The organism is Mycobacterium fragae, assembly GCF_002102185.1.
Taxonomy (GTDB): domain Bacteria; phylum Actinomycetota; class Actinomycetes; order Mycobacteriales; family Mycobacteriaceae; genus Mycobacterium; species Mycobacterium fragae.
Genome location: NZ_LQOW01000028.1, coordinates 109,973 through 133,579, shown reverse-complemented (window position 1 = coordinate 133,579; position 23,607 = coordinate 109,973). Strand labels below are relative to the sequence as shown.

Annotated in this window: 24 protein-coding genes; 14 read left to right on the top strand and 10 right to left on the bottom strand. The window is 63.9% G+C overall.

Features of this window, described 5'->3' with window-relative positions; translation table 11 throughout:
• Positions 1–67 precede the first annotated feature (67 nt).
• Genes AWC06_RS17395 through AWC06_RS17385 form a run of 3 tightly spaced genes read left to right on the top strand, consistent with a single transcriptional unit; the run spans position 68 to position 2,374 of the window.
• Entirely contained in the window at positions 68–982 is a 915-nt protein-coding gene (locus AWC06_RS17395; RefSeq protein ID WP_085199252.1) for a metal-dependent hydrolase, read from the top strand.
• Complete coding sequence (locus AWC06_RS17390) at positions 979–1,167, top strand: ferredoxin (RefSeq protein WP_085199251.1); 189 nt, start codon at positions 979–981, stop codon at positions 1,165–1,167. The genes AWC06_RS17395 and AWC06_RS17390 overlap by 4 nt, the downstream gene beginning before the upstream one ends.
• A 4-nt stretch (positions 1,168–1,171) precedes the next feature.
• Complete coding sequence (locus AWC06_RS17385; protein ID WP_085199250.1) at positions 1,172–2,374, top strand: NAD(P)/FAD-dependent oxidoreductase; 1,203 nt, start codon at positions 1,172–1,174, stop codon at positions 2,372–2,374.
• Positions 2,375–2,388: 14 nt separating this feature from the next.
• Here the strand turns inward: AWC06_RS17385 and AWC06_RS17380 are convergent, their stop codons facing one another.
• Entirely contained in the window at positions 2,389–3,507 is a 1,119-nt protein-coding gene (locus AWC06_RS17380) for a M42 family metallopeptidase (RefSeq protein WP_085199249.1), read from the bottom strand.
• 148 nt (positions 3,508–3,655) lie between these two features.
• Between AWC06_RS17380 and AWC06_RS17375 the strand changes: the two genes are divergently transcribed.
• Positions 3,656–4,543: a fructose bisphosphate aldolase gene (locus AWC06_RS17375; RefSeq protein WP_085199248.1), complete on the top strand. Its 888-nt coding sequence runs from the start codon at positions 3,656–3,658 to the stop codon at positions 4,541–4,543.
• Between the two features lie 142 nt (positions 4,544–4,685).
• Here AWC06_RS17375 and AWC06_RS17370 read toward each other — a convergent pair whose 3' ends face one another.
• On the bottom strand, positions 4,686–5,969 hold the full coding sequence (locus tag AWC06_RS17370) for an acyl-CoA dehydrogenase family protein (RefSeq protein WP_085199247.1): 1,284 nt from the start codon (positions 5,967–5,969) through the stop codon (positions 4,686–4,688).
• Between the two features lie 43 nt (positions 5,970–6,012).
• A complete protein-coding gene (locus tag AWC06_RS17365) occupies positions 6,013–7,212 on the bottom strand; it encodes an aromatic ring-hydroxylating oxygenase subunit alpha (RefSeq protein WP_085199246.1) in 1,200 nt (399 codons plus the stop codon).
• 101 nt (positions 7,213–7,313) lie between these two features.
• On the opposite strand from AWC06_RS17365, the gene AWC06_RS17360 reads away from it, so the two are divergent.
• Positions 7,314–8,123, top strand: coding sequence for a PaaX family transcriptional regulator C-terminal domain-containing protein (locus AWC06_RS17360; RefSeq protein ID WP_227371090.1), 810 nt, complete (start codon positions 7,314–7,316; stop codon positions 8,121–8,123).
• Between the two features lies 1 nt (position 8,124).
• Here AWC06_RS17360 and AWC06_RS17355 read toward each other — a convergent pair whose 3' ends face one another.
• The 3 genes from AWC06_RS17355 to AWC06_RS17345 form a co-directional block, all read right to left on the bottom strand.
• Entirely contained in the window at positions 8,125–9,444 is a 1,320-nt protein-coding gene (locus AWC06_RS17355; RefSeq protein ID WP_085199244.1) for a lipase family protein, read from the bottom strand.
• Between the two features lie 127 nt (positions 9,445–9,571).
• Positions 9,572–9,835, bottom strand: coding sequence for a hypothetical protein (locus AWC06_RS17350; RefSeq protein ID WP_085199243.1), 264 nt, complete (start codon positions 9,833–9,835; stop codon positions 9,572–9,574).
• Between the two features lie 196 nt (positions 9,836–10,031).
• Positions 10,032–11,357 carry a serine hydrolase domain-containing protein gene (locus tag AWC06_RS17345; protein WP_139820111.1) on the bottom strand — a complete coding sequence of 442 codons (1,326 nt, stop codon included), beginning with the start codon at positions 11,355–11,357 and terminating at the stop codon, positions 10,032–10,034.
• A gap of 288 nt (positions 11,358–11,645) precedes the next feature.
• Here AWC06_RS17345 and AWC06_RS17340 point away from each other — a divergent pair, with 288 nt between their 5' ends.
• The 4 genes from AWC06_RS17340 to AWC06_RS17325 all read left to right on the top strand — a co-directional run bounded on the left by AWC06_RS17340 (position 11,646) and on the right by AWC06_RS17325 (position 14,314).
• On the top strand, positions 11,646–11,993 hold the full coding sequence (locus AWC06_RS17340; RefSeq protein ID WP_085199241.1) for a VOC family protein: 348 nt from the start codon (positions 11,646–11,648) through the stop codon (positions 11,991–11,993).
• Positions 11,994–12,105: 112 nt separating this feature from the next.
• Positions 12,106–13,137, top strand: a complete 1,032-nt coding sequence (locus AWC06_RS17335; protein ID WP_085199432.1) for a fused (3R)-hydroxyacyl-ACP dehydratase subunits HadA/HadB — start codon at positions 12,106–12,108, stop codon at positions 13,135–13,137.
• Positions 13,138–13,153: 16 nt separating this feature from the next.
• Positions 13,154–13,612: a hypothetical protein gene (locus tag AWC06_RS17330; protein WP_085199240.1), complete on the top strand. Its 459-nt coding sequence runs from the start codon at positions 13,154–13,156 to the stop codon at positions 13,610–13,612.
• Positions 13,613–13,756: 144 nt separating this feature from the next.
• On the top strand, positions 13,757–14,314 hold the full coding sequence (locus AWC06_RS17325) for a TetR/AcrR family transcriptional regulator (RefSeq protein WP_085199239.1): 558 nt from the start codon (positions 13,757–13,759) through the stop codon (positions 14,312–14,314).
• Between the two features lie 66 nt (positions 14,315–14,380).
• Here AWC06_RS17325 and AWC06_RS17320 read toward each other — a convergent pair whose 3' ends face one another.
• Positions 14,381–14,587, bottom strand: a complete 207-nt coding sequence (locus tag AWC06_RS17320; protein WP_139820104.1) for a hypothetical protein — start codon at positions 14,585–14,587, stop codon at positions 14,381–14,383.
• A 260-nt stretch (positions 14,588–14,847) separates the two neighbouring features.
• On the bottom strand, positions 14,848–15,417 hold the full coding sequence (locus tag AWC06_RS17315) for a TetR/AcrR family transcriptional regulator (protein ID WP_211281986.1): 570 nt from the start codon (positions 15,415–15,417) through the stop codon (positions 14,848–14,850).
• A 153-nt stretch (positions 15,418–15,570) separates the two neighbouring features.
• On the opposite strand from AWC06_RS17315, the gene AWC06_RS17310 reads away from it, so the two are divergent.
• From AWC06_RS17310 to AWC06_RS17290, 5 genes are all read left to right on the top strand, one after another.
• Positions 15,571–16,473: an NmrA family NAD(P)-binding protein gene (locus AWC06_RS17310; RefSeq protein WP_085199237.1), complete on the top strand. Its 903-nt coding sequence runs from the start codon at positions 15,571–15,573 to the stop codon at positions 16,471–16,473.
• Positions 16,474–16,626: 153 nt separating this feature from the next.
• Positions 16,627–17,439, top strand: coding sequence for an oxidoreductase (locus tag AWC06_RS17305; protein WP_085199236.1), 813 nt, complete (start codon positions 16,627–16,629; stop codon positions 17,437–17,439).
• A 14-nt stretch (positions 17,440–17,453) separates the two neighbouring features.
• The gene (locus AWC06_RS17300; protein ID WP_085199430.1) at positions 17,454–17,900 is read left to right on the top strand and encodes an MmpS family transport accessory protein; all 447 of its coding nucleotides are present in this window, start codon (positions 17,454–17,456) and stop codon (positions 17,898–17,900) included.
• Positions 17,897–20,905: an MMPL/RND family transporter gene (locus tag AWC06_RS17295; RefSeq protein ID WP_085199235.1), complete on the top strand. Its 3,009-nt coding sequence runs from the start codon at positions 17,897–17,899 to the stop codon at positions 20,903–20,905. The genes AWC06_RS17300 and AWC06_RS17295 overlap by 4 nt, the downstream gene beginning before the upstream one ends.
• Before the next feature lie 91 nt (positions 20,906–20,996).
• Positions 20,997–21,932, top strand: coding sequence for an NAD(P)/FAD-dependent oxidoreductase (locus AWC06_RS17290; protein ID WP_085199234.1), 936 nt, complete (start codon positions 20,997–20,999; stop codon positions 21,930–21,932).
• Positions 21,933–22,334: 402 nt separating this feature from the next.
• Here AWC06_RS17290 and AWC06_RS17285 read toward each other — a convergent pair whose 3' ends face one another.
• On the bottom strand, positions 22,335–23,342 hold the full coding sequence (locus AWC06_RS17285) for a zinc-dependent alcohol dehydrogenase (protein WP_169715371.1): 1,008 nt from the start codon (positions 23,340–23,342) through the stop codon (positions 22,335–22,337).
• Complete coding sequence (locus AWC06_RS17280) at positions 23,339–23,578, bottom strand: tautomerase family protein (protein ID WP_085199232.1); 240 nt, start codon at positions 23,576–23,578, stop codon at positions 23,339–23,341. Before AWC06_RS17280 ends, AWC06_RS17285 begins: the two co-directional genes overlap by 4 nt.
• Positions 23,579–23,607 lie beyond the last annotated feature (29 nt).

The window sequence follows — 23,607 nt, the reverse complement described above, 5'->3', positions numbered from 1 at the left end:
TCAGTGAACAGTTGTTCCGAATTGGCAAGCGTCCAACACGACGGCCTCGAATCCGGGAGGAGCTCTCATGCCAGAGGTCGAACTTCACCACGACGGTCATCCGAAGTATCGCCGAATGGTGCGCTTCGACTGGGAGAACACTCCGCTGCACTGGGTGCCCGGCGATCCATTCGCGACGCACATGATGAATGTGTTGCACCTGCTGCTACCCGAAGGGGAGCGACATTTCATCAAGGCGGTCCTGGAGGCGTCCTCACTGGTCGATGACCCCGATCTCGAGGCGTCGATCAAACCGTTCATCCAGCAGGAGTCTTGGCATGCCTGGGCCCACCAGGTGGTGCTGGACCATCTGGCCCAGCAGGGCATCGAAACCGCGCCGTACACCGAGCGACTCCGCAAGACGTTGTCGATGACACTGGGCGATCCTCCGAAGTTTTTGCCTAAGGCGTTGCACCGCTGGTGGTTGTACCGGCGGCTGGCCGATGTGGCGGCGCTGGAACATTTCACCGCGATGTTGGGGCAATGGGTGCTCCAGAATCGGGGTCTGGATTACGCGGGCACCGACCCCGTCATGCTGGATCTGCTGCGGTGGCACGGCGCCGAGGAGGTCGAGCACCGCTCGCTGGTGTTCGACGTCTACCAACACGTGTCCGGCAACTATTTCATCAGAGCGTTCTCGATGTTCATGACCGCGCCGCTGTTCATCGGCTGGTGGATCGCTGGCGCGAAATATCTGATGGCACAAGACCCGACGATCGACGCAAAGTGGCGCTTGCGGGATTGGTGGCGTGCCGCCCGCCAGTACAAGTTGCCGGGTCCTTGGCAGCTTTTGGTTACGACGCCGGTCCGGTATATGCGCCCGAGTCATCATCCAGGCCCCGAGGCGGTTACCGAGATGGCGATCGAGTATCTGGAGTATTCACCGGCAGCGAAAGCCGCCCGCGAGCGGGCGTTGTCGCAAGGAAAGGCCGAGGTGGGATGAAGGTTTCAGTCGATCTTGACACCTGCGACGGGAACGGCGTTTGCATGAGTCTCTGCCATGAGGTGTTCGACGTGCGGGAGGACGGTCTGCACGTGCTGCAGGCGGAGCCGCGTTCCGAACTACGCGGCAAGTTGAAAGCCGCGGAAGTGTCGTGCCCCACCCAAGCGATCACGGTGAAGGACTGACCTGATGCATCATCAGCTACAGCAGGTCATCGTCGTCGGTGCCGGCGTGGCGGGGGCACGGGCAGCAGAGAGCCTGCGCCTGGATGGATACGACGGCGCCCTCACCATCGTGGGTGCCGAGCGGCACGCCCCCTACCACCGACCGCCGCTGTCGAAGAAACTGCTCAGCGGCAAGGTGCACCGGGCGGGTATCGACATGGCACCGCAATTCGATCTTGATGCGCGCGTGCTGAGAGGCGCATCTGCCGTCGGCCTGGACATGTCCTCGCGCACGGTTCAGGTCCGGGACGAGAACCAGGACATGTCACTGAGGTTCGACGGCCTCGTCATCGCAAGCGGTGCTGATCCACGCCAGTGGCCGGGCGGCCCGGTCCCAGACGGGGTGTACTTGTTACGCACTGTCGAGGATTGCCTGGCCATCCGGAAACGGCTCGGGTCGCGTCCCCGGGTAGTGGTGGTCGGAGGTGGGTTCATCGGCGCCGAGGTCGCCGCGACTTGCCGGTCGATGGGGTTGGATGTGGCACTGATCGAAAAAGCTGTCGGCCCGTTGGTACAAGCATTGGGCGAGGAGTTGGCGCCCTGCTGGGCCGAATTGCATCGTCAGCACGGCGTCGACGTGCGCATCGGTGTCGGCGTGGACGAATTCATCGGTAACGGCAGGGTGGAAGCCGTGCGGCTTACCGACGGTTCGCAGCTTTCGGCTGATGTCGTCGTCGTCGGCCTGGGTGTGGCTCCTGCCACCGACTGGCTGGCCGACTCGGGATTGCGTGTCGACGGTGGCGTCGTCTGCGATGCGACGGGTGCGGCCGAGGGCGCAACCGATGTCGTCGCCGCGGGTGATGTCGCCCGCTGGTGGCATCCCCTATATGAGCAACATCTGCGTATCGAGCACTGGGACCACGCCGCACGTCAGGGCGCTGCTGCGGCTCGAACTCTGTTGGCGGGCAGCGACAATGCCGAGCCTTACGACGAGGTACCTTATTTCTGGTCCGATCAATATGACTTCAAGATCCAGTTGCTAGGTGTCACAACCGATTACGATTCTTTTCAGATAATTGAAGGCGACCCCAGAACGTCGCAATTCGTTGCTGCCTACGGGCGCGGCGGTCACACCATCGCGGTGGTGAGCACGATTGCAGATCGGGTGTACGCCTATCGGGACGCCATTGGTAAACGCGCTGAGTTTCCGCCGAGACTGCCGGATTAGAAGGCGGCCTGGTTTCAATCGGGCTGTAGCAGGAAGTCGACGATGACATCGGCCATGGCGTCGATGGCCTTGCGGGAAATGACTTCATAACCGTGGGTGCTGAGTGTGGGCAGGCACAGCAGGCCCGCGCGCGGTGTCAGCCCGTTGGCCTTGGCGTGGGAGGCGTCGCACTCGAACGCGCCCAACACCGCCGCCTGGGGCGCCAGGCCACGCTCGTCGGCGATCGCCATCAGCCGGTCGGCGATGTCCTTGTCGTAGACGCACAAGGCGTCGCTGTAGCCGATGATCGGGCCGCCGGTGACGCTGGTCGCGTACTCCTCCTCGGTGGGCCCCACCTCCAGGGCGAGGGTGAGGGTGCCGGGCAGGGAGGCGCTGGCATAAGAGCCGCCCACCCCGCCGATCTCCTCGTTGGTGGTGAACACGAGATAGACGTCGTCGGCGGGTCGCTGTCCACGCTCGCGCAGCAGACGCGCGGAGCGCAGCAAAGCGGTCACCGCCGCGCGGTCGTCGAGGAAGTAGGCGCCGACGTAGTCGCCGATGTCGACCAGCGTTCGCTTGCTGCGATCGACACATACCCGGGTGCCGGGGCGCACTCCGGCGGCGGCCAGAGCCTTGGGGTCGCGGCCGGTGAAGACATAGACATGCTGCCAATCCAGCGCCTTGTCGCCCTGATCGGGTTTGGTTTGCCAGATCCGCGGGCTCTCCTTGGTGGTGTGCTCGGAGCCGACGGTGAGCACCGCGGTGAAGGTCTCGTGGTCGCCGAGCACGGCGACCGGGCCGAGCCCGAAGTTACCGGGATACATCACCCCTAGCTGCGTCAGGTGCAGCGAGCCGTCCGGCTCGATCCGCTTGACGAGCATGGACAGTTCGTCCATGTGCGCCATCACCCGCGTCGCAGCGCTGGGGCCGGCCGTCGCAGCCGACCGGTGACGCTCGTCGGGTACCGCAGCACCGTCGGTCGCGGCGATATAGCCGATCAGGTTTCCCGCGAGGTCGGTCCACATGTCGTCGACGAGAGGTTCCAGTTCGCGGGCACACACCGCGCGCACCACGTCCTCCTGGCCGCACGGCCCATAGGTCAACACCAGCTCTTGCAGCAGACCTTCGGTGGAGTCGCGGTCGCCGTGTCCCATCAGGTCCCCTCCCGTCTTTGCCAACCGTAGCGACTGGCACCCCGGCCATGGGGCGAGGTGGTTTGCCGGCCCCTCCGAAGTGGTAGCCGCAAGGGGCAGCGGTGCGCGATGCTAGAACTTGAGGGCCGCGAACGATGGAAGGACTGCAGTGAACGAAGAGCAACGCAAGGTGATGGCGTCGGGGCAGGGCTTTATCGCCGCGCTGGACCAAAGCGGTGGCAGCACACCGAAAGCCCTCAAGCTCTATGGGATTGAACAGGACGCATACGACAACGACGAGCAGATGTTCGATCTGATCCACCAGATGCGTGAGCGTCTGATGTCGAGTCCCAGCTTCTCCGGCGACAAGGTGCTGGCAACCATCCTTTTCGAACAGACCATGGACCGCAGCATCAACGGCGAGGACACCGCGGCGTTCTTGTGGAAGCAGAAACACATCGTGCCGTTCGTGAAGGTCGACCAGGGGCTCGCCGACGCCGAAAACGGTGTGCAGCTCATGAAGCCGATGACCAAGCTCGACTCACTGTTGGATCGGGCCGTCGACAAGGGCATTTTCGGCACCAAGATGCGCTCGTTCGTCAAAGAGCCCAACGACCACGGGATCAATGCCATCGTCGACCAGCAGTTCGAATACGGGCACAAGATCGCGGAGCGCGGACTGATGCCGATCCTCGAGCCCGAGGTGAGCATCGACTGCCCCGACAAACCAAAAGCCGACGCCATGCTGGTGGCGGCGCTGAGCACCAAGCTCGACGAGCTCGGCGGGGACACGCAGGTGATGCTCAAGCTGACACTGCCCGACGAGGACGACCTCTATGCGCCGCTGATCGAACATTCCCGGGTGCTGCGTGTGGTGGCCTTGTCCGGCGGCTACAGCCTTGCCCAGAGTTGCGAAATCCTGGCCCGTAATCACGGCCTCATCGCGAGTTTCTCGCGAGCCTTGACGGAGGGGTTGACGGCCGACCAGACCGATGCGGAATTCGACGAGAAGCTCAAATCGAATATCGACGAGATTTACGCCGCGTCGCTGACATAACACCGCGCGGTCGTGTCACGCCGCGTGGCGGCTTCGTCAGGCGAACAAAACAAAAACGACAATTACGGCGATGGCTACCAGGGCCATCACAAGAGCATCGCGTTGCCTTATCGTCATCGGTTCATCCTAGAGGGTCTCCGTGTCAGCGTCGGCGCGCGAAGTACTTCTTGTACGCCTCGGCCGCAGCACGCAGCTGCGGGTTGGCTTGAAACTTCGGCTCGAACTTCGCCCACGCCGCCTCGCGTTTGGCCGGGAGATACTCGGTGGGCCAGTACGGGTGTTCTTGGGGCCGGTAGTCCTCGAGTACGCGACGGGCGACGGTCGCCTTGTGGACCTCGTCGACGCCGTCCACCAGCCCCATCGTCGGCGCGGCCGCGTACATCGCCTGCAGCGGGGTGAGGTCGGTCGTCCCGAGTGACCCGAGGATGTGCAGGGCGTTGAACGACACCTCGCGCAGCACCTTGGCCATCGTGTACTTGACCGCGGCGATGTCGGTCCGGGCCGCCTTGGTGCTCGAATTGTCGATCTTCCAGGCGGTCTCGAGCACGAAGAGCCGCAGCATGCGAATGGCGGCATAGGAGTCGGCAATCTTCTCCTGGACCATCTGATGCTCGGCGATGAGCTTGCCATGCGATTCACGCGACAGCGCCCGCTCGCACATCATGTCGAAGGCGAGCTTGCACTGGGCGATGGTGCGCATGGCGTGGTGGATGCGTCCGCCGCCAAGGCGACGTTGCGCCAGAACCCTGGCGCCGTCCTCCGGGCCGAGCAGGTGATCCAGCGGAACCCGGACGTCGCGGTAAATGATGTGGTTGTGGTTGCGCGGCTCGGGCTGGATCTCCACGCCCGGGGTTTGTCGCGGCACGACGAACATTCCGTTGGTGCACATCACGAAGAGGATGTCGGCGACGCGCCCCGCCGACGTGAACCACTTCTCGCCGTTGATGACCCACTGGTCGCCGTCGCGCACGGCGTGGGTCTTGAACAGGTTGGGGTCCGACCCGCCCTGCGGCTCGGTCATCGAGTACGCCGAGAACATGTCCTGGTTCAGTAGGGGCTCCAGCCACCGCTTCTTTTGCTCCTCGGTGCCGAAGGCGGCGAGCATCTCGATGTTCCCGGTATCAGGGGCGGCGGCGCCGAACATCTGTGGGGCCTGCGGGTAGCGGCCGATGACCTCGTTCAGCAGCGCCAGTTTGAGTTGGCCGAAGCCGGGGCCGCCGAGCTCCTCGTCAAGAAAGATCGCCCACAGTCCCTGGTCCTTGATCTGCTGCTGCAGGCTGCGGACGTAGCCCTTCACGGTGGGATCGGGCGAACGCACCGCGTATGGGAACACGTACTCGAGCGGTTCGACCTCCTCGCGGCAGAACGTCTCGACCCAGTCGAGCTTTTTCTGAAAATCCGGATCGGTCGAAAAGTCCCACGCCACGTCGGTCTCCGTTCTGCCACAGTTTGCAGCACCAGTCTGGTCGTCAGACCTTCGCCGTCGCGACTTGGGTCAGCCGCTCATCGAGCGTGGCGTGAAACCGGCCGATCGCGCTTTCATGGCGGCCGAACTCCAGGAAGGTGTTCGCGCCGGCGTGCAGCCCACGCTGCACGCCCTCCGACATTTCGTTGTCCTCCAACGCACCTGCGTCGAGCAAACTGCGCGCGCCCTGCGTGAGGAGGGTGTGCTCGTCACCGTTGCCCGAAATCTTCTGGGCCACTGGAGGGGTGACCATGGAATAGATCGTCACGACGGAGTTGCCGACGTCGACCGGCTCGATCACTATCAACAACACCTGGTCGGGGAAGGTCGCAAACATCACGTTGGGAAACAGGTGATACACGAATGTGACCCGTCTATCGATGCTCCACGTCGACTCCGGCCGGTCGCGTAACCGCTCAATGTTGCGGTACGGGAACGTGATCCGACTATTAGGCCCGAAAGCCTCCACGACATTGAGGTCGTCGTATTGGAGCGAGAAGAAGGTGTCTTTGTGCGTCGAGCGGATGTGATAGCCCTCCAGAAACTGCTCCACGAGAACCTTCCAATTCATCTGTCGCGCAGTAGCATTCACCAACAGCAGCTTCTCGGCCGGCAGCAGCTTGTCCCGCCACGGGCTACCGTCGGCCAGAGCCGTCATCGCGGCATCGGTAAGACGCGGCGAACCGGTCGGCGGCGGATCCAGCGAACCGATGACTATCAGGCCGTCGACCTCGCGGCTTTCGACCTCGACCAAGCCGCGCGTGGACATGTCCAGACCCGGGAACGCCTCGACGTGCGGGACGTGTGAGAGCGAACCGTCCAGGCGATACGTCCAACCGTGATAGCGGCACACGAGCGCACGCGAGCAGCCTCGCCCTTCCACGACCGCCATCCCCCGGTGCCGGCAGGCGTTGCGGAACACCCGCGCCCGTCCGTCGCGGCCGCGCACCGCGAACAGCGGCACCCCAAAAGTGACGCGCTCGGCGTGGTCGCCTGCGTTGGGAATAGCGGCCGACGGCAGGTAGACACTCGGGAACGCCCGCAGTGCCCGCAACTCGTTGTCGAATCGGCTTGGTTGCACGTAGTTCTCGACCGGTTCGCGCCACACCTCGCCTTCGTCGGTGGTGCCCGCGTCGATATGGGCGAAGACGCGCCGGACGACCTCAGCGTCCTCGGCGACCGGAGGTTGTGTTCGTGTGCTCATCGTGTGAGTATCACACTATGACTGTCACACGTCAATCAAATTGTGACATTGCGTTGAGTGCCGACGGCGCCGGTTCGTCGGTGATCGGCAAAGATACGTCCGTGCACGCACATCGAGCCCGGGTCGCAGACCTGATCGAAGAGCGCCCGCTGAGCGCGCGATCGGTTCTGGCCACCGCGCTGCTGGGCGCCGACCAACCGCGACTCACTGTCGCCGAGCTCGTTGCGGTGGCGTCACTGTTCGGCATTAGCGGCGGCGCCGCCCGTACCTGCCTGTGGCGCATGGTCTCCAACGGGGAACTGACCAGCGACGGCGGAACCTACGAGCTGGCAGGGCACTTGCTGGAGCGACGCGAACGCGTCGACGAAGCGTCGCGCATCGACGATGTCGCCAAACAACGATGGGATGGGACCTGGGAGCTGGCGGTCGTCTCACTGGACCGTCGGTCGGTGGCCGATCGCCTCGAGCTGCGCAGGGCCGCGACGGCGCTGCACTTGGCCGAGCTTCGCGAGGGTGTCTGGCTGCGCCCGGATAACCTTGACCCGCAACGACTCCCGACGATGCGGGCCGTCCTTGACCGCCAGTGCGTTCACTTCCACAACGCCGCCACCGACATCGACCATCACGCCGTGAGATCGCTGTTCGCCCTGGATGATTGGGCGCGCGACGCGATTCGGTTCATCGGCGCGATGCAGGGAGAACTCGACACAACGTCGCAAGATGACACGAGCGATAGCTTCAGGTTCCAATTCGCCTTGTCCATCGCCGTCGTTCGCCACCTTCAGCTTGACCCCCTCCTGCCAGCCGAGCTCATCCCCGAGGATTGGCCCGGACTTCAGCTGCGCGACGCCTACCGGCGTTTCGACGATGCGTTCAAACAGCGCATGAATAGCGCTTTCCGAACAAGCTGACTCACCGATGTCGTTGGACCGGCCGCCCGGTGATCACCTTCGCTGTGATGACGCCCAGTTCGAGCATGCCGACCCAGGTCGAGGGGTTGAATACCGTCGGCCACACAGTGCGAGCGCGCCCCCTTCTGACATCGGCCTGGGCGAACCGGTCACGCAACCATCGCAATGCCATCGGAGCCGACAGCGGATGCAACAGCAGATGACCGCAGAATCGGTCCCGCTGATATGTGACCGTGGCCCCCGCCTGCTGGTAGGAGGCGACGAGCTTGTCGATGGCGTCGACGCTGATGATCCGGTCGTGCACCGACTGCACAACCAAGACCGGGGGACCCGGGGTCGACTGACCCAGCTTGGTGGCGTCGAAGATGTCCCGCACTTCGGGTAGATCCCAGAGCTCATCGGCCGACATGTCCACATACGAGCCGATGTCCGTCCCCCGCAGCCGCCAGACCGCCTGAGCCGTCGTCATCGAGTGCAGCTCGTCGAGCAATTTCTTGCCTTCCTCGCTGGCGTGCTCGTCGACGACACGCTGCGCGCCGGGAAAGATGTCCGTCAACGCCGCGATCATCAGTGCGGCCAGGCCGGCGAAGAAGGTGCGGTTGAGCCGGCGCGCGACGCTGCCGCAGTCACCGACCGGTGACCCGAGGACCGCGCCGACGATGTTGAGTTCCGGGGCGTAGTCGGAGCTGTGTTCGGCGGCCCACGCCGATGCCAGCCCGCCGCCGGAGTAACCCCAGAGCGCGATTGGCGCCGAGGGCGACAAACCCAGACGGTCACTGTGCAAAGCCGCGCGGAGACCGTCGAGAATCCGGTAGCCGGGCTCGTGGGGTGCACCCCACATGCCGTGGCAACCTTCGTGGTCCGGCACCGAGACCGCCCACCCCTCCGCCAGCGCGGCGGCGACCAGCAGGTACTCGGACTGGACGAAGGCGCCGATCGGCTTGGCGCCGCGACGAAGGGCGTATGACGGGGAGCATCGTGACGCCACCGCATCTATCGCGCACTGATACGACAACACCGGGCAGATGCGTCCGCGCTCGCGTTGTTCGGGTAGCAGAACGGTGGTTACCGCCACCTCGGGCTCCCCGTGCAGGTTGGTGCTGCGGTAAAGCAGCTGGGTGGCCCGCACCCGCTGCGGGATCAGGCCGAGAAATCCAAGCTCAACGTCGCGTGAGCGGAGCAGCTGGCCGGGACGCGCGTGCCGATAGTCGGGCGGCGGTTCATAGAACGGGTCCTCTTCGGGTGCAAGCAGTTGGCCACGGCGAAGGTCCTCATGGGGCACGCCTGGCACCGCTTGAGCTGCAGTCACGTCTCCGTTCATCCTTTCAACCGTTCTCCCCCAACAGATGGTGGCGCGATCGCGACCGCGCCAAGTCGTACCGCCGAAACCCCGGACTACCCGTGAACGAGTGTTCGCTAAACGTCGGCGGACAGGCGACGCCGCCGGTCTAATCGGCGGTAATTTCGTCGCTGTCTACGAAGACCAAGGTGCCGTCATCCAACGCCACCGCCCACCGTCGCGCCGCGTTGGCTATCTGATTCGCGCCGACACGTACTTCTAACCCGGACGTTTCGCCGAAATCCTCGAGGATGACGCCCAAGGATTCGTTGTCCGCCCCCGGATGTACTCGCACCCGCGCACCGACTGCGAATTGCGTGTCTTGGTCACCGGCGTCAGGAGTGTTCTCAGCGTCGTCGCTAGTCGCCCCCATCGATTCGACTCCTCGTTTCGTTCACTGCGCCGGGCCGGGCCTGTGCGTTCCCGGGAGCGAGGTGAGCGTAGCTGATCGATGCTGTTCCTCACCGATGATTCGTGAACGAAAATTCCGATTTATTGGATTTTTCATTCCGGTTTTTCGGCGAATGGCGATCCGGTACTTCGAGTTACCCGCTCTACGGGTTCGGTAGCTATGGCAGCTGCAGCGCCTGGGCTGTCGCAGTTGCCACCTCACCTCGTAGATCCGAAATCGGTCGACTGCCGCGTAGATGGATTGAGTTCGCGAGAAGAATCACATAGGTATCTGAGGCTGGATCCATCCAGAGCGAGGTTCCCGTAAAGCCCGTGTTGCCAAAGCTACCGATGGGAAAGACCTTGCCGCGCGGCTTGGAAAAGGCCGTATCGATATCCCACCCGAAGCCGAACAGGTTTTGTCCGTTGATCGCCGGATAGTTCGGCGCGAGCAGCGGATCTGTTGTGCTTGGTGTCGTTGCGATGGCTGCCCGCGCGGCCTGGTTCGCTGCTTCGAGTTGTTGAGCTGAATGGCCGGGCTGCTGCGGAGTTGTCATCAACTCCAGAGTCGTTTGCTTTAGCGGAAACTTGCTCGGGCGGCCCGCGCGCCGGTCGAGCAGGGCCTGCGCATAGATGCTCACATCGTGGGCCGTCGAAAAGACACCCGCGTGCCCGGCCACTCCCCCCATGCGGCGCGCCGTCGGGTCATGCACCGTGCCCCGAAGCAGATGGTCGTAATTCGGATTTTTGCCCGGATCGCCTCGGCTTTCCTCGTCGTGTGCTGTTGGTGCGATGCGCGACAAAAGACTGGTGCTCCATGTACCCGGAGGACAGGGGATCGGCATGCGGCCTTTTGGCGCGCGAGCCCAGGCAATCGCAGCCCCTCTGAGCTTGTGGGGACCGCATGCTTTCGCCGGAGGAAGATAACGGGTCTCTTTCATGCCAAGCGGCGCGAATATGTTCTGTTGAACGTAAACGTCTTCTGCCTCGCCGGTGATTTTCTCGACCAGCGCGCCCAGCAGGATGTAGTTGATGTCGGAGTAGCGGAATACCTCACCGGGCGCCGACTGCAGCGGCGTGGTGAGGGCGCGATGAATGCCTTCGGTTTTATTGGCTTCGCTTAGTCCCCACGGATCTTGGAGATTTACGTCAATCCCTTCGCCTGAAGTGTTGGTGAGCAACATGCGAACGGTCACTTTTGCACGCTGTGGATTGGCGGTGGCGTTGAAGTCGGGCAGGTAGTTCTGCACCGGATCGTCGAACTGAACCTTGCCTTGTTCGTAAAGCTGCATGACGGCGGTCGCCGTTGCGAGGCACTTCGTCAGCGAAGCAATATCGAAGATCGTGTCTTCGGTCATCGGCTCTGCGGCTGCGGGCGATCCGTCTAGTCCCGGTTCGCCGGCAAGCTTGCGTGAGCCATATGCCCGATCGAAGATGATCCTGCCCCCATGCCCGATCACAACCACAGCACCTGGCAACCTCTCTGCCGCAAGCGCGTCGTTCATCACCTTGGAGACAGTTGCGAAATCAGGCGTGAGAGCGGCATCTGACGGCTGCGCGCCACGGCTTACCGCTGTTACCGCTTTGTGCGCCGCATAGCCGGCCGACGACGCGGCTGCGAGTGCCAGGACGACAGTTCCAACCGCGATGGTCTTGCCGACATATCTCGTGCCGCACGTACAGCTGGTTGGCGAGCCAACCGCTCCGCCGGTTTTCTTCCTCATGAAGCTCTGTGTCCTGGTCGCGCCCCCACTATGCCGCGATGGCGCTTGGATGCGAGGCAGAATTGAGCGATGAAGCCAGCCGGTGTACACCACGTCGCCATCTGCGTCGCCGATGCGCAGCAGGGTCTCGCCTTCTATCGCGACGTGCTTGGCATGACGCAACTGCCCCGCCCGGATCTCGGCCCGGGCTATTGGCTCGACGCCGGTGGCCAACAGGTGCACCTGATGGAATCCGATAACCGGTCGCCCAGCGGGAACCACTTCGCGATCCGAGTCGACGACATCGATGCCGCCGTCACCGACCTGCAGGAGCAGGGCGTCGAGGTGCACCGGGTCCCGTTCATCCCAGGCGCCGGGCGCCAGGCTTTCCTGCACGATCCGTTCGGCAACTTGGTCGAGCTGAATCAGCCGGAATAGTTCGCGCTGGACGGATGCCTCCGGCGTATCGGCAAGTATCTCTACGAGTCCGGGCGTTAGGGTGCTTTGGTCGGCCTCAGCGAACGAGCCGACAGAACAGTTGGGCGAATTCATGACCGCAGCAGCAGAAGCGTCGCCGATCGAATCTCGGGTCGGCCACTACTACCAGATGGACGACCCGTACCTGGTCGGCCGCGAGAAGCTACGCGAATACGCCCGCGCGGTGCAGGACTATCACCCCGCGCACTGGGATGTCGCCGCCGCCGCAGAACTTGGCTACTCCGATCTGGTAGCGCCGGTAACCTTCACCTCGACGCCGGGGATGACCTGCAACCGCCGCATGTTCGAATCGGTGGTCGTCGGTTACGACACCTACCTCCAGACCGAAGAAGTCTTCGAGCAGCACCGCCCGATCGTGGCCGGCGACGAGCTGCGCGTCGACGTCGAACTGTCGTCGGTGCGCAGGACCGCCGGCAGAGATTTCATCACGGTGACCAACACGTTCACCGATACTGCCGGGGAGCGGGTCCACACCCTGCACACCACCGTCGTCGGTCTCACCTCCGAGGATGTCGATCCGGCAATCAAGACGGCCGTGCAGAACGCGATGATGCACGACGTGAACATTCTCGCCGTTGGCGAAAACGATGCGGCCTACGAGAAGACGGTGCGCCCTGAAGGCGAGGTTCGGATCGCCGAGGCAGGCATGACCCGAACGCCGGCGACGCCGTCCTTCGATGACGTGAAGGTAGGCGACGAACTACCGGTGCACCACGCGCGACTGTCCCGCGGCGACTTGGTGAACTATGCCGGTGTGGCCGGCGACGCGAACCCGATTCACTGGGATGAGGACATCGCCAAGCTCGCCGGGCTGCCGGACGTGATCGCGCACGGGATGCTGACGATGGGTTTGGGGGCGGGATTCACCTCTGCATGGTCGGGCGACCCCGGTGCGGTTACCCGCTACGCGATACGACTGTCCGCGCCCGCGATCGTGCCGGCCAAGGAGGGCGCCGACATCGAGTTCAGCGGCCGGATCAAGTCGCTGGATCCCGCGACCCGCACGGGCGTCGTCATTGTCGCCGCGAAGTCCGGTGGCCGAAAAATTTTCGGCCTGGCGACGATGAACATCCGCTTCCGCTGACTCGTAGGCTTTGGGCATGCGTTCGTATGGTTGTGCCGTCGGGGTGATCGTCAGCGTTGTGTCGGCTGGCGTTGCGGCGACGGGATGTGCCAAGAGCACCGGACCTGCCGCCGATACCACTAGCAGTTCAGCGATGTCGCACACCACGACGTCGGCGCCTGCGGCGCCAACGTCAGCGATGCCAACGTCAGCGGGGCCAACCGGCGAACCGGTCGGTACGGCGGTGATGAAGGTCCGTGGCGGCAACGCCCCGGTGACGATCCGTTACCGAATCAACGGCGGCCCGGAACAGACCGAGACGAATGTGCCGCTGCCGTGGGAAAAGCAGTACCCCGTCTACAACGAAGTGGAGTCACAGGTCACCGCCGACGGCGGGGATACCGCCCTCACTTGCACGATCATCATGAACGGCGACAAGCTTGTGTCTCTCAAGAGCGAACCGCGGCCCACATGTAACTTCGCTTACTGGGGCTAGTGTAGGTTCCCAAATCCTGGGGTACGGGGGTAGATTGAACTGCCGCAACCGATTTCAGGCCGAGGTGCCCAGCCTGCTCGCCCACTCGGAGGACGGCTACGTCGACGGCTACGTCGCAGGAGTGAACCGGATCGCGACCAGGCGGTGCCGTTTCACGGCACCGAACTGCGCAGCGAAATCGTCGCCGCCGCCCGCGCCGAGTTCGCTCAGTTCGGCTTGGCCGGCGCCCGCATCGACCGGATCGCCAGATCCGCCAACGCCAGCAAGGAGCGGCTCTACGCCCACTTCGGAGACAAGGAAGCCCTCTTCCGGCACGTCGTTGCCGCTGACGCGACGGAGTTCTTCGGCGCGATCTCCGTGCGGGCCGACGCGGTCGCCGAATTCGCCGGCGACATCTTCGACTTGGCCACTCGCATGCCCGAACACCTCCGCATGATCACGTGGGCACGGCTCGAAGGCATCCGACTCGATGAACCCGAAATCGACGGCCGCAACATTCGCGAACGCGACGCCGCAGTGATCGCAGCAGCCCAAGACGCTGGCCTGATCGACCGGCGATGGCCACCCCAGCAACTACTTATCATGCTGTTCGGTATCGGAACCGCCTGGGCCAGCTGGCCCACCGACCCACCCGACCTTCCCTCCGTCAACCGCGCCGCCGCCGTCGAGGCCGCCGCCCGCATCCTGGCCCCACACCGATAACCTGCGCTTACGTCGGGTCAGTTGGCGGGTTGCCTCACCCGCCTGCCGACGAACCATTTAAGTTCGTCATCGACGAGTGTCGACGATGTTGGCGACGGTGGCGTCCATCTGGGCGTCCCGAATGCGCGTGACGTCGATGTAGTAGCCGTGGGTGCCGATCAGGGTGCCGCTGTCGTCGCGGAGTTCCTCGCCAATGACCACGACGTCACGCGTCTCGCCTTGGACGGTGACGATGCGGTGGCGGGTGCTGAACGGCCGATGCGACTGACCCATGGCATGCACGGTTGCCGACACGTGCGGATAGTCCTCGGGATGCTTATGTCCGAGCAACCACTGTCGGCGGCGGGCCGATTGTTGGCTACCGCGATGCACAATGCGTCTACGATAAAGGTGTTCGGACCAATTGATGAGTGCGACAACGGAATTCGATCTATCGCCCCGCCTTGCCGCCGCAGAGCACGCATGGCTCTGAAGTCATCGGCCGCGGCGCGATCCCGGAATTGGAGTGCGGTCCTCGTTACATTGCTGTTGCGCTAGGGCGCCGGGCAGATGCCGCGCTCGAAGGTGCGGGTGATCAGTGGCGCGACGGTGTGCCGCGGCAGTGCGCCGGCCATGGCTTGCTCACAGCCTTGCAGGATCAATCCGTAGAGCGCGTGCCGGATCCATATCGGGTTGAGGTCCGGGTCGAACACGCCTTCGTGTTGTCCGCGTGTGATCAGGTTGAGCACCAATTCATATGTCGGGGACTGGGCCGGTCGGAGGTCGCGTAGTACTGACGGGTCGCCGAAGAGGAAGACCAGGCGTTCGCCGATGGAGACGGCAGCGGTGATGAAGCGCCGCATCGCATCGAGTGCTGGTCCGTCCTCGGTGGCGGCCTCGTCCGCCGCTTCCGTGACTACGCGGATCGCGTCCAGGGTCGCTTGGTAGATCAGCGTTTCGCGGTCGGCGAAGTAGCGGTGCAGCGTGGTGCGGCCGACCCCGGCCGCGGCGGCGATCTGGGGCATGGTGGCCTTCCGGTTGGCGGCCAGCGCAGAAGCCGTAGCAGCCAGGATCGCGGCTCTGGTGCGCGCTTGCACACCAGGGAGTTGCTTTGTCGAGGACATGATGTGATCGTAGTCGCCCGGGAATAGAACGTTGACGTTCCGCTATTAAACGATTATGTTCATAATAACCACCCAGACCTCGAAGGGTTGACCGAACCATGACTGACGCTGGCCAAAACCCCGATCTCGGACGGTTCGAAAGGGGATCTTCCGATGGTTTCTGACAACCTCGTACTCATTCCCGGAGCCGGCGGTGTGGGCCGCACGATCTTTGAGCAGCTGCGGACGCAACAGGTGCCTGTGCGGTTCATGGCCCGTCGCGAAGACGAGCGTGCGGCGGAGTTGCGAGCGCTCGGCGCCGAAGTGGTCATCGGTGACCTGACCAAACCCGAGACGGTGGCGGCCGCGCTGCAGGGGGTGTCCAGAATGTACTTCGGAATGCAGGCATCGCCGGACCATCTGCTCGCCGCCACAGTCGTCGCATCGGTTGCGAAGGAGTACGGGAAGCTGGGGGCCTTGGTCGACCTGTCGCAGATGACCGTGTCACAGATGACCGCCACCAGCACCGAGGAATCGCACCAGCAGCGGCTGCACTGGTTGGCGGAGCAGGTCTTCGACTGGTCGCGGCTGCCGGTGGTGCATATCCGGCCGACTGCGTTCCTGGACAGTCCGCTATTCACCACGATGCCGGCAAGATCGATTCAGGACAGCGGCACGATCGCGCTGCCGTTCGGCTCCGGGCGTACCTCGCCGATTGCCGTCGAGGACGTCGCGCGGGTCATTGCCACCGTGCTGAGTGACCCTGCTCCGCACATCGGGCAGGTGTACGAGCTGACTGGTCCGCGCTCAGTCGACATGACGGAACTGGCCGACGCGTTCTCTCGCGCTCTGGGGCGTCCGGTGTCATACGTGGACCTGCCTCCGGAGGCGTGGACCGCCCAGCTCCCCAAGCTCGGGATCTCGCCGCACGTCGCACAGCATCTCGCCACCATGGCCCAGCTCCACCGCGACAATCGTTACGACCGCACCTCCGCTGACGTCGAACGCGTAACCGGCATCGGTTCTCAGTCGATCGAGGAGTTCGTGGCCGCCCGAAAGGACTTCTACCTGGGCTAAGCCGCCGGTGCAGCAGGAACGGCCAGGGCCCGCGTGGGGCCAGGGGTATTCGCGGCCGGACTGCTTCGCGGGGTCACTGGCAGGCCTGCGCAGACACGGCCTTCTCCTGAACTGACGCACACCCACCCCTACGAGGTTAGGAAACAAGTTCCAATGACAACGACACGACCGATCGCACTCGTCACCGGCGCCAGCTCGGGTCTTGGCAAGTTCGCCGCCCGCAGCCTGATCGACGCAGGATTCACCGTAGTGGGCACCAGCCGCAATACGGCAGGGCTGGATTCCAGTCTGGGGGTGACGTTCGTCGATCTCGACGTCACCCGGGACGAGTCCGTTACTGCGGCGGTTGAGGCGGTGATCGCGCGGTTCGGGCGGATCGACGTGCTGGTCAACAACGCCGGTATGGGACTGGCCGGAGCCAGCGAGGAGAACTCGCTCGCCCAGACGCAGAAACTGTTCGACCTCAACGTGTTTGGCGTCATCCGGATGACGAACGCCGTCCTACCGCACATGCGCAGACAGGGCAGCGGACGCATCATCAACATCTCGTCGATCTTCGGTGTGATGCCTGCGCCTTACATGGCTGCCTACAGCGCAACGAAGTACGCCGTCGAGGGCTACTCCGAGTCCGTCGACCACGAGGTCAGAGAACACAACATCCGCGTGCTCCTCGTCGAGCCCGGTGCCACCCGAACCGGATTCGACGACAACACCGCACAACCGGACAACGCGCTTGCGGCCTATGAGCGCCAGCGGGAGCGCTCCAACGAGGCAGTGGGCGAACAAGTCAACAACGGCGACGATCCCGTCGTCGTGGCGAAGGTCATCGTGGCCGCAGCAACAGACTCCAAGCCGAAGCTGCGCTACCCCGCGGGCTCAGCGCGTCAGCTCAGCATCATGCGTCGCTTTGCGCCCCGCGGAATCTTCGACAAACAATTGCGCAAATCCCTAGGCGTCCAGGGGTGACGGGCCACGTGCCCATGCCGACATCGCCGGTACGAAGGGCAGCCACCCGCCATTGGGCGGTGCTCGTGGCGATGATCGTGGTGGCCTTGGTCGTCAGCGGCGTCTACCGTTTGCACGGCATCTTCGGATCGCAGGACCAAACATCAAGGCCCTCAGCCGATTCGCCCGAGAACACCGGATTCAACCCCAAACGGGTCCAGCTGCAGGTCCTCGGAGACCCCGGCGCGCGGGCAACGATCAACTTCCTCGACGAGGACGCTCAACCCCAGCGCGTCGACAACGCACCCCTGCCGTGGTCGCACGACTTGGTCACCGACGATCCGACACTGTTCGCCGACCTGCGCGCTCAGGGAGATTCGAGCAGCATCACCTGCCGCATAACCGTCAATGGCATCGTCAAGGATGAAAGGTCTTCCAGCGACGTGAACGGATACATCGCCTGTCTGGACAAGACGGCGTGAGCCAGCACGGAGCAGACGGATCCGAGCGCTCTCGGGCAGCGCGTGTCCTCCGCACACTCGCCCTACCGATCATTCTGATCTGGATCGGGGTCGCCGGCGCGACGAACGTGCTGGTGCCCCAACTCGAGATCGTCGGTACCGAGCGTTCGGTGGCCCTGAACGCCCCTGACTCTCCGTCGGTCATGGCCATGAAGCACATCGGGAAGAAATTCGGCGAGTTCAACTCCGACAGTGCCGCCGTCATCGTGCTCGAAGGCGATCAGCCGCTGGGCCAGGACGCGCACACCTACTACAACGGCCTCGTCGCGAAGTTGCGAGCCGATACCAAACACGTCCAGCACGTTCAAGACTTCTGGGGCGATTCGATCACCGCGGGCGGCGCGCAGAGCAAGGACGGCAAGGCAGCGCTCGTACAGGTCTACCTCCAAGGCAACCAAGGCGAGTCGCGTTCCAATCATTCCGTCGACAGCATCCGCCAGGTCGTGGCCGACACGCCGCCCCCACCAGGGGTCAAGGCATACGTCACCGGCGCCGCCCCGCTGATCACGGATAACTTCGAGATCGGCAACGAAGGCACCCACCTCATCACTGCCGTCACGTTTCTCGTCATCGCGGTGATGCTGCTCATCGTCTACCGCTCCCTGGTCACCATGCTGATCGTTCTCCTCGTGGTCGCCGTCGAACTCGCCGCAACGCGGGGGGTGGTCGCGCTGCTGGGCAACGCGGGCCTGTTCGACCTCTCCACCTACGCGGTGAACCTTCTGACGGGCATGGCCATCGCCGCGGGCACCGACTACGCCATCTTCCTTGTCGGGCGTTACCAAGAAGCCCGGGGCAAGGGCCTAGAGCGCGAGGCCGCCTACCACGACATGTTCCGTGGCACCGTCCATGTCATCGTCGGCTCCGGACTCACCATCATCGGAGCAGTGGCGTGCCTGCACTTCACCCGGCTCCCGTATTTCAGCAGCATCGGCATCCCTACGGCGCTGGGCCTCGTCGTGACGTTGTCCGCGGCGTTGACCCTCGGGCCGGCGGTGGTGACGAGCGCTTCGCGGTTCGGGTTCCTCGATCCCAAACGTGTGCGTCGCTCCACGGGCTGGCGCCGCGTCGGCACGACGATAGTGCGGTGGCCGGGGCCCGTGCTCGTCGTCTCGTTGGCGGTGTCCGCGGTTGGCCTACTCGCCCTGCCTGGAGCGCAGATCAGCTTCGACGGACGGCCCTACATGCCCGATGACGCCCTGGCCAACATCGGATATACCGCCGCGGAACGTCACTTCTCGGAGGCCCGGCTCAACCCCGAGTTGCTGATGATCGAATCCGATCACGACATGCGCAATCCAGCGGACATGCTGATTCTGGAACGCGTTGCCAAGGCGGTGTTGCACACCCCCGCGGTCGCACTGGTGCAGTCGGTCACGCGACCCCTCGGTACGCCAATCAAGCACAGTTCCATTCCATTTCAGATCAGCGCCCAGAGCGCGGGACAGGTCATGAACCTGAGCTACCAGGGGGACAGGGCCCGCGACCTCCTGACCCAAATCGATCAGACCGGTAAAGCGATCGACATCTTGCAACGTCAGCTCTCCTTACAACAGCAAGCCACCGATGCCACCGCCGAGCAGGTGCGGGCATTCCACGACACCGTCGACACCATCAACGAGATCCGAGACAATCTCGCCAACTTCGACGACTTCTTCCGGCCGCTCCGCAGTTACTTCTACTGGGAGCGACACTGCTTCGACATCCCGTCGTGTGCGGCCCTGCGATCGGTGTTCGACTCACTCGACGGAATCGACAAACTCAGTGAACAATTCGGCAAGATCACCGCGAGCCTCGACAAACTCAACGCGCTGCAACCGCAGGTGCTGGCGCTGATCCCACCCCAGGTCGACATCCAGCAGACCAATCGCGCGTTGCTGCAGTCGAATTACGCCACCATCAGCGGCACGCTGAAACAGGGTCGAGACGCGTTGCAGAACGCCACCGAGCTGGGCAAGGCCTTCGACGATGCCAAGAACGACGATTCGTTCTACCTGCCACCGGAGGCGTTCGACAACGCCGATTTCAAGCGCGGCCTCGAGCTGTTCATGTCGCCCGACGGCAAGGCCGCCCGGATGACGATCACCCACGAGGGCAAACCCGCCAGCCCCGAGGGCATCTCGCACATCGACGCCATCCGGAACTCTGCCTTCGATGCGATCAAGGCGACCCCCCTGGCGGACGCGAAGATCTACATCGCCGGGACGGCGGCGACGTACAAGGACATCCAAGAGGCATCGCTGTACGACCTGATGATCGTCACGTTGGCGGCGGTCGCGTTGATTCTGCTGGTGATGATCCTCATCACCCGCAGCTTCGTGGCCGCCATCGTGATCGTGGGCACCGTCATCCTTTCGCTGGGAGCAGCGCTCGGGCTATCGATACTGTTGTGGCAGTACATCTTCGGAGTCGAGCTGTTCTGGCTCGTGCCCGCCCTCGCGATCATCATCCTGCTCGCGGTCGGGGCGGACTACAACCTGCTCCTGATCTCCCGATTCAAGGAGGAGGTCGGTGCCGGATTGAATACCGGCATCATCCGCGCGATCGGCGGCACCGGCGGAGTGGTCACCGCCGCGGGACTGGTGTTCGCCTTCACCCTCGGCTCGTTCATCGTCAGCGACCTGGTCGTGATTCAGCAGATTGGCACCACGATCTGCCTGGGCCTCGTCTTTGACACGTTGATCGTGCGATCGCTGTTGACACCGTCGATCGCGGCGCTCCTAGGCCGCTGGTTCTGGTGGCCGCTAAACGTGCGCACCAGGCCGGCCAGTCAGATGCTGCAGCCGTTCGGTTCGCGGATCTCGGTCCGCAAACTGTTGGGACCAGATCCCAGACCCTCGACGGGCGGGACCGAGGAGCATGACCGAACAGGGGGATCGCGCATCGAAGACGGCGAGGCACAGAAGGAGAGTCCACCCGCCGGTGACACGGCGCAGGATCGTAATTGTCACATCGCACAGGGGTGAAAGACGAAACAACTCACGTTCATGGCCGTCAAGCTTTCGATGACGCGATTGAACATCAGCACAGGCTCGAAACAATTTGGAGGATTGGGTCATGACCACTACATGGGACTGCGTCGTCGTCGGTGGCGGCGCCGCGGGCTTGAGCGCAGGCCTGGTACTGGGCCGGGCGCGGCGGCGAACGCTACTGGTCGACGCGGGTCAGCAGAACAACCTGGCCGCTCACGGCATCGGCGGGCTTTTAGGTCACGACGGCCGACCACCGGGCGAGCTGTACGAGGCCGGGCGGCGCGAGATTGCGGCTTACCCGTCCGTCGAAGTGCGTACCGGCGAGGTGGTGGCAGGTGAGCGTGCCGGCGATGTGTTCGAACTCGAACTGTCCGACGGTCGGCGTGAACGCACGCGTCAGGTGCTGCTGGCCACTGGCATGGAGTACCGGCCACCTGCTCTGCCGGGACTTGCAGAGTTGTGGGGGCGGTCGGTGTTCCACTGCCCGTTCTGCCACGGCTGGGAGGTCCGCGATCAACCGTTGGCCGTATTGGCCAACGGTGAGCGGGCAGTGCGTGCGTCGTTATTGCTCAGGGGATGGAGCGACGACATTGTGCTCCTGACTGGAGGGCCTGCGAAGCTCGACGATGCCCACCGATCCCGGTTGGCCGCAGCAGGCGTGGTGATCGACGAGCGGCCCGTGGCCGAACTCGCGTCAAGCGCTGGAGAATTGGAAGCCGTTGTGTTCACCGACGGAACTCAGCTGGCACGCAGCGGCCTGCTCGTCGCGACGACACTGCACCAGCGGTCGCAGCTGAGCGAACAGCTCGGGGTCGGATTCGGTGAGCCGACGCTGGCGGCGGCGAACCCCATCGCAGTCGATGCGCTCTACCGGACAACAGTTCCCGGAGTCTTCGCCGCGGGCGACACCATTGCGACACAGATGCCGCAGGTGGCCGCGGCAATCGCGACAGGTTCGCTCGCGGCCGCGTCGGTTGTGCAGAGTTTGGCCGAGGACGTCGGCTCACCGACACCGGAATGAACCGGACCACCGTCAACGGCGAGCTGAATCATGAACCGCAGTCCCAGAGCGTTGGCGGCAATGACGGGCTCGAAAGCCACACGGCCAGCTAAGTCGAGTTTTGGTGAACGACGGCCGATGGGCGACAGCTGGGTATTGGGGATAACCCGGATCATGCGCGACGGCCAGGCTCTGACCGCAAAGATCATCGACCGGTGGATCGACACATCGCAGACCCAGCCGACGCGCTGACCCAGGCCGGCATTTCGCCCTCCAGTGCGACTGGCAACTCCTCGGACGAATGCCGTTGGGCCGCGTCATTTTTGCGCGGGCGCCGTTGCAGTCGCACTTCGGCCGGCACGCTGCCGGCCAGTGTCATCAACGGTCCAGCGGTTTTCGGGTGGTGGGCTGGACTGTCGTCAATCATCGAGTGGCGATCAGCTTGCCCGACTGCTCAACGTAAGCGGCGGGCAGTTCCGACCAGCTGACGTGATTGGCCCACACGGCGGAGGGCTTGAGACGTCCGCTAGCGATCACCTCTAGCGTCGGTCCGATATGAGCCAACGTATTCGCTTGCCCGAACCGAATCTGGGTGCCGGCCACGTACATTGGAAAGCTCGGCAGTGCGAGGTCACCGAAGTAGCCTCCCGTGCACTCTACGACCCCGTCGGGTTCGACGAGCAAGATCGTCTGGTGCAACCAGTCTCGGTTGCAAGCGGCGTCGACGAGCAGGTCAAGCGGCCCGACAGACGAACCCGGCGGTGAATCGTGCACACTCGTGGCGCCTAGCTCGTGGGCAGTTCTGCGCCGTTCGGCGTCGGTATCGATGTAGACGAGGACCTCCGGATCCAGGAGCAGATGGGCGAAGGCGACCTGGAAGAGGCCATGCTCGCCGCCCCCAAGAACCATCACGCGCTTGGCCCCGCGGGTGTGCGCGGCCGACATGATCGTGTGCCCCATGCTGGTGCTGTCCCCGGCCGCGGCCAGGTCGGCGGGGTTTAGGCCGGCCGGGACCGGCACGAGCATCGCATCGGCGTACGGCACGCGGACGAGATCGTCGTATAGACCACCGAAGCCCGCGCCCACGCCGAACGCCGACGCCGGTGGAACCCGACTGCAGTAAGCGTTCAAGCCGCGCTGGCAGCGACGGCATTCTCCACAAGAGATGGTGGGAGGGATCGACGCGAGATCCCCCGGCGCGAACCCACGCACGGCATCCCCGCACTCGACGACGCGGACCAAGGCCTCGTGCCCGATCGCGAAGGGTCCGTCGAATGGAGTACCGCCGGAAACGATGAACCGGTCGAAGTCGCAGCGACTCGATGAAACCGGTTCAACCAACGCCTCGCCAGCTCCCTGCAGCCGCGGCGTTGGAGCTTCGCGCCACTCCACTTTGCCTGGCTGCACGTACACCAGTGACTGGATGCTCACGATGCAGTGTTGTCGCGCTTGGTGCCGAAGGCTTCGGCCAGAGCGGCCAGGGTCCACGCGCGACCCCCCGTGCCCCAACCGCCGTCGGCGATTTCATCGATGAGCACGTGCACCATGGGCCGCAACTCCTCGATGCCCTCCACATCGACTACGACATCGGTTATGCGAGTGATCAATTCGCTCTTCTGCGCGGCGCTCAAGGCTCCCGCGGGCACGCTCATCCGGACAACTGGCATGGCACTACTCCTGTTGGTCACACTATCTT

What these genes read in the sequence shown, in the direction of transcription:
- AWC06_RS17395 (WP_085199252.1), top strand. Translation starts at nt 68, where the DNA reads ATGCCAGAGGTCGAACTTCACCACGACGGTCATCCGAAGTATCGCCGA.
- AWC06_RS17390 (WP_085199251.1), top strand. Translation starts at nt 979, where the DNA reads ATGAAGGTTTCAGTCGATCTTGACACCTGCGACGGGAACGGCGTTTGC.
- AWC06_RS17385 (WP_085199250.1), top strand. Translation starts at nt 1,172, where the DNA reads ATGCATCATCAGCTACAGCAGGTCATCGTCGTCGGTGCCGGCGTGGCG.
- AWC06_RS17380 (WP_085199249.1), bottom strand. Translation starts at nt 3,507, where the DNA reads ATGGGACACGGCGACCGCGACTCCACCGAAGGTCTGCTGCAAGAGCTG.
- AWC06_RS17365 (WP_085199246.1), bottom strand. Translation starts at nt 7,212, where the DNA reads ATGAGCACACGAACACAACCTCCGGTCGCCGAGGACGCTGAGGTCGTC.
- AWC06_RS17355 (WP_085199244.1), bottom strand. Translation starts at nt 9,444, where the DNA reads ATGAACGGAGACGTGACTGCAGCTCAAGCGGTGCCAGGCGTGCCCCAT.
- AWC06_RS17350 (WP_085199243.1), bottom strand. Translation starts at nt 9,835, where the DNA reads ATGGGGGCGACTAGCGACGACGCTGAGAACACTCCTGACGCCGGTGAC.
- AWC06_RS17345 (WP_139820111.1), bottom strand. Translation starts at nt 11,357, where the DNA reads ATGAACGACGCGCTTGCGGCAGAGAGGTTGCCAGGTGCTGTGGTTGTG.
- AWC06_RS17340 (WP_085199241.1), top strand. Translation starts at nt 11,646, where the DNA reads ATGAAGCCAGCCGGTGTACACCACGTCGCCATCTGCGTCGCCGATGCG.
- AWC06_RS17335 (WP_085199432.1), top strand. Translation starts at nt 12,106, where the DNA reads ATGACCGCAGCAGCAGAAGCGTCGCCGATCGAATCTCGGGTCGGCCAC.
- AWC06_RS17330 (WP_085199240.1), top strand. Translation starts at nt 13,154, where the DNA reads ATGCGTTCGTATGGTTGTGCCGTCGGGGTGATCGTCAGCGTTGTGTCG.
- AWC06_RS17320 (WP_139820104.1), bottom strand. Translation starts at nt 14,587, where the DNA reads ATGGGTCAGTCGCATCGGCCGTTCAGCACCCGCCACCGCATCGTCACC.
- AWC06_RS17315 (WP_211281986.1), bottom strand. Translation starts at nt 15,417, where the DNA reads ATGTCCTCGACAAAGCAACTCCCTGGTGTGCAAGCGCGCACCAGAGCC.
- AWC06_RS17310 (WP_085199237.1), top strand. Translation starts at nt 15,571, where the DNA reads ATGGTTTCTGACAACCTCGTACTCATTCCCGGAGCCGGCGGTGTGGGC.
- AWC06_RS17305 (WP_085199236.1), top strand. Translation starts at nt 16,627, where the DNA reads ATGACAACGACACGACCGATCGCACTCGTCACCGGCGCCAGCTCGGGT.
- AWC06_RS17300 (WP_085199430.1), top strand. Translation starts at nt 17,454, where the DNA reads ATGCCGACATCGCCGGTACGAAGGGCAGCCACCCGCCATTGGGCGGTG.
- AWC06_RS17290 (WP_085199234.1), top strand. Translation starts at nt 20,997, where the DNA reads ATGACCACTACATGGGACTGCGTCGTCGTCGGTGGCGGCGCCGCGGGC.
- AWC06_RS17280 (WP_085199232.1), bottom strand. Translation starts at nt 23,578, where the DNA reads ATGCCAGTTGTCCGGATGAGCGTGCCCGCGGGAGCCTTGAGCGCCGCG.